Origin of the sequence: Aeromonas sp., assembly GCF_050633025.1 — a bacterium.
GTDB lineage: Bacteria > Pseudomonadota > Gammaproteobacteria > Enterobacterales > Aeromonadaceae > Aeromonas.
The window spans coordinates 1-3,913 of the sequence record NZ_JBODRQ010000208.1 but is presented as its reverse complement, the minus strand read 5'-3'; the positions used below and the strand labels follow the sequence as shown (position 1 = coordinate 3,913).

General features: G+C 59.9%; 5 protein-coding genes and 1 pseudogene. All 6 read left to right on the top strand.

The features are described 5' to 3' along the window. Positions 1-299, top strand: a pseudogene (locus ACRAUW_RS17260) (lipid ABC transporter permease/ATP-binding protein); the annotation flags it as partial. Next, positions 299-1,294, top strand: a complete 996-nt coding sequence (lpxK, locus tag ACRAUW_RS17255; RefSeq protein ID WP_431363257.1) for a tetraacyldisaccharide 4'-kinase — start codon at positions 299-301, stop codon at positions 1,292-1,294. The pseudogene ACRAUW_RS17260 and the gene lpxK, both read left to right, overlap by 1 nt. A 121-nt stretch (positions 1,295-1,415) precedes the next feature. Then, positions 1,416-1,604, top strand: a complete 189-nt coding sequence (locus ACRAUW_RS17250) for a Trm112 family protein (protein WP_005347033.1) — start codon at positions 1,416-1,418, stop codon at positions 1,602-1,604. Beyond that, positions 1,601-2,350 (top strand): 3-deoxy-manno-octulosonate cytidylyltransferase, encoded by a 750-nt coding sequence (kdsB, locus tag ACRAUW_RS17245; protein ID WP_431363256.1) that lies wholly within the window; start codon positions 1,601-1,603, stop codon positions 2,348-2,350. Before ACRAUW_RS17250 ends, kdsB begins: the two co-directional genes overlap by 4 nt. Before the next feature lie 212 nt (positions 2,351-2,562). Then, positions 2,563-3,207 (top strand): UvrY/SirA/GacA family response regulator transcription factor, encoded by a 645-nt coding sequence (uvrY, locus tag ACRAUW_RS17240; protein ID WP_431363255.1) that lies wholly within the window; start codon positions 2,563-2,565, stop codon positions 3,205-3,207. Positions 3,208-3,335: 128 nt separating this feature from the next. Beyond that, a partial coding sequence (locus ACRAUW_RS17235; RefSeq protein ID WP_431363254.1) for a GIY-YIG nuclease family protein occupies positions 3,336-3,913 on the top strand: 578 nt, incomplete at its 3' end.

The following is a 3,913-nucleotide window of genomic DNA, read 5'->3' as shown; positions in this document are numbered from 1 at the left end:
TTGCCATTGCGCGGGCTCTGCTGCGCGATGCGCCGGTTCTGCTGCTGGATGAGGCTACCTCGGCTCTCGATACCGAGTCAGAGCGCCACATTCAGGCGGCGATCGACGAGCTTTGCAAGGCGCGTACCTCGCTGGTGATCGCCCACCGCCTCTCCACCATCGAGAAGGCGGATGAGATCCTGGTGATCGACGAAGGTCATATCGTCGAGCGCGGGAACCACGAAGCACTGATGGAGCAGCGCGGCACCTATGCCCAGCTGCGCGCCATTCAGTTTGGCAACGTGGGAAGCAAGGCCTGATGCTGGAACGGCTCTGGTATCGCAAAAGTGGCTGGCGCTGGTTGCTGGCCCCCTTTGCCCTGCTGTTTGCCATCATCAGCGGCACCCGCCGCTACGCCTATCGTCACGGCTGGCGCAAGGGATATCGCTCCTCCTTGCCGGTGATCGTAGTGGGCAATATCTCGGTGGGGGGCAACGGCAAGACCCCGGTGGTGGTCTGGCTGGTAGATCAGTTGCAAGCCCGCGGCTATCGCCCCGGGGTGGTGAGCCGTGGTTATGGTGGCAAGGCGCCCCATTATCCCTATCGTCTGGATGAAACCAGCACCACGGCGCAGGCGGGGGATGAGCCGGTGCTGATTGCCCGGCGCTGCGGCTGCCCCGTGGTGGTTTCCCCGAAACGGGCCGACGCGGTACGACTGCTGGAGCAGAGCGGTGAGGTGGATATCATCATCACCGACGACGGTCTGCAGCACTATGCGTTGGCCCGCGACATCGAGTTGGTGGTGGTGGACGGCGCGCGCCGTTTCGGCAACGCCTGCTTGCTGCCGATGGGGCCGCTGCGCGAGCCGGTCACTCGACTCAAACGGGTGGATGCCATCATCTGTAACGGCGGCGAGCCGGGCAAGGGGGAGTATCCCATGCAACTGGTCGCCGACACCCCGCGCCGGGTACGCGATGATGCACCGCTAGCCGCCCCCTTGTCGGGGCAGGTCGATGCGCTGGCGGGGATTGGTCATCCGCCCCGCTTCTTTGCCACCCTAGAAGGGCTCGGATATCAGCTGGATGAGCAGGCCGCCTACGGCGATCATCATCCCTTCGATCGGGATGAGCTGGTGGGCCGCTTTGCCTGCAAGATGCTGCTGATGACCGAGAAGGATGCGGTCAAGTGCCGCGCGTTTGCACTCGACAACTGGTGGTATCTGCCGGTCAGTGCCGAGTTGCCTACCTCCCTGCTCGATGCCCTGCTGCACAAGCTGGGGGCGAAGGCAAAGGGCGCGACCAGGGCGCAAGATTAATCTCTCTCGCCTCGGCGGGGGAGCTGGGGGTTGATATGCCCCGTATGGAATAGCTGGTTGCTCGACATCCATCGCTGGCGTGATGAAGCCGCCAGCGCGACATCGTTGAAGGAGTATCGTTTTGGCTTTGGACATCAAGTTGCTCGACATCATCGCCTGCCCGGTCTGCAAGGGTAAGCTGCATTACAACAAAGCAGTTCATGAGCTGGTCTGCCGCTTTGACAAGCTGGCCTATCCGCTGGAGGAGGGGATCCCGGTGCTGCTGGAGAACCGTGCCCGTCCGCTCAATAGCGATGAGTTGCCGTCATGAGTTTCGTTGTCGTTATTCCTGCCCGCTATGCCTCAACCCGTCTGCCGGGCAAGCCGCTGGCGGATATCCATGGCAAGCCCATGGTGCAGCACGTGGTGGAGAAAGCCCTGCAGTCGGGTGCCGATCGGGTGATCGTCGCCACTGACGATGTCCGGGTACAGCAGGCATTGCTGAGCACCGGCGTCGAGGTGTGCATGACCTCACCGGATCACCAGTCCGGCACCGAGCGTCTGGCCGAGGTGTGCCGTCACTACGGCTTTGCTGCCGATACCATCATCGTCAATGTGCAGGGGGATGAGCCGCTCATTCCGCCCGTCATCATTCGTCAGGTGGCGGACAATCTGGCCGTTGCCACGGCGCCGATGGCGACCTTGTCGGTGCCGATCAAGGATGCCGAAGAGGCGTTCAATCCGAACGCCGTGAAAGTGGTGACTGACAAGGATGGCTACGCCCTCTACTTCAGTCGCGCTAGCATTCCCTGGGATCGGGATCGCTTTGCCAACAGTCACGAGCAGATTGGCGATCACTATCAGCGCCATATCGGTATCTACGCCTATCGCGCCGGCTTTATCCAGCGTTACGTAGACTGGGCACCGAGCGTGCTGGAGCAGGTCGAGGCACTGGAGCAACTGCGGGTGCTCTGGTACGGGGAGAAGATCCACGTCGCTCAAGCCCTTGAAGCGCCGCCGGTTGGGGTGGATACCCAGGCCGATCTGGAGAAGGTGCGGGCCTTTTTGGCCAAGTGATGGCCACAGCATTAACGTCATGAAAAACGGTGTCGCAAGGCACCGTTTTTTGTTTTGAAAATTTATATAATTATTTGATTTTAAACGCTAAATATGGGTTTTCTCAAACTTTTGGCGCGCATGGTTTGCCAAAGCGATGAGTTTGGTTATGATGCAAGACGCCTTGTTAACCCTAACCGGGCGGCTAAAACGAGATAAAACGGGGTGTTTGGGTGATAAATGTATTCCTGGTCGATGATCATGAGCTGGTGCGTACAGGGATAAGACGCATTCTTGAAGATGTGCGCGGGATCAAGGTGGTGGGCGAGGCACAGAGCGGCGAGACAGCAGTTGCTTTCTGTCGCCAACACCATCCGGACGTGATCCTGATGGACATGAACATGCCGGGTATTGGTGGTCTGGAAGCGACCCGCAAAATTCTGCGGATCCGCCCCGATGTACGCATCATAGTGCTGACCATTCATTCAGAAAATCCGTTCCCCACCAAGGTGATGCAGGCCGGCGCTGCCGGTTACCTGACCAAGGGGGCCGGGCCGGACGAGATGATCCAGGCGATCCGGCTGGTGCACTCCGGTCAGCGCTACATCTCCCCGGAGATTGCCCAGCAGATGGCCCTCAGCCAATTTGCCTCGGCTGACGAGAATCCCTTCAAGTCCCTCTCCGAGCGTGAGCTGCAGATCATGATGATGATCACCAAGGGGCAGAAGGTGACCGATATTTCCGAGCAGCTCAACCTGAGCCCGAAGACGGTCAACAGCTACCGTTACCGCCTGTTCAGCAAGCTGGGGATCAACGGTGATGTGGAGTTGACCCATCTGGCCATTCGCTACGGCATGCTGGATGCCGACACCCTGTAACCGGGGTCGTGTGGTCACCAAGGCGGCATTTGCCGCCTTTTGCTTTTTAGCCCCCTTTTGCATTTTCATGAGTGGGCGCAGTATGCTCTCCCCGTCTTTTTGCCTTCATCCGTTGAGTCGAGTTGCCGATGACCCTCTCTCCCGAGCCCCTTTTTGACAGCAAGGCGTTTCTGAGCGCCGTCACCCATCAAAGTGGCGTCTACCGCATGTATGACAGCGGTGGCACCGTGATCTATGTGGGCAAGGCTAAGGATCTGAAAAAGCGGCTCGCTTCCTACTTTCGCACCAACGTCGACAGCATCAAGACCCGCACCCTGGTGCGCCAGATCGCCGATATCCAGGTCACCGTCACCCACACCGAGACCGAGGCGCTGATCCTCGAGCACAACCTGATCAAGCAGTACCAGCCCCGTTACAACGTGCTGCTGCGGGACGATAAATCCTACCCCTGGATCATCATCACCGCGCACCAGCATCCGCGCATCGGCGTCCATCGCGGCGCTCGCAAGGTGAAGGGGGAGTACTTCGGCCCGTACCCCTCTGGCGGCGCGGTGCGTGAGAGTTTGCATCTGATGCAGAAAATATTTCCGGTACGCCAGTGCGAGGATGCGGTCTACGCCAACCGCACCCGTCCCTGCCTGCTCTATCAGCTCAAGCGCTGCGCCGGCCCTTGCGTGTCCGGACTGGTGAGCGAGGCCGAATATGC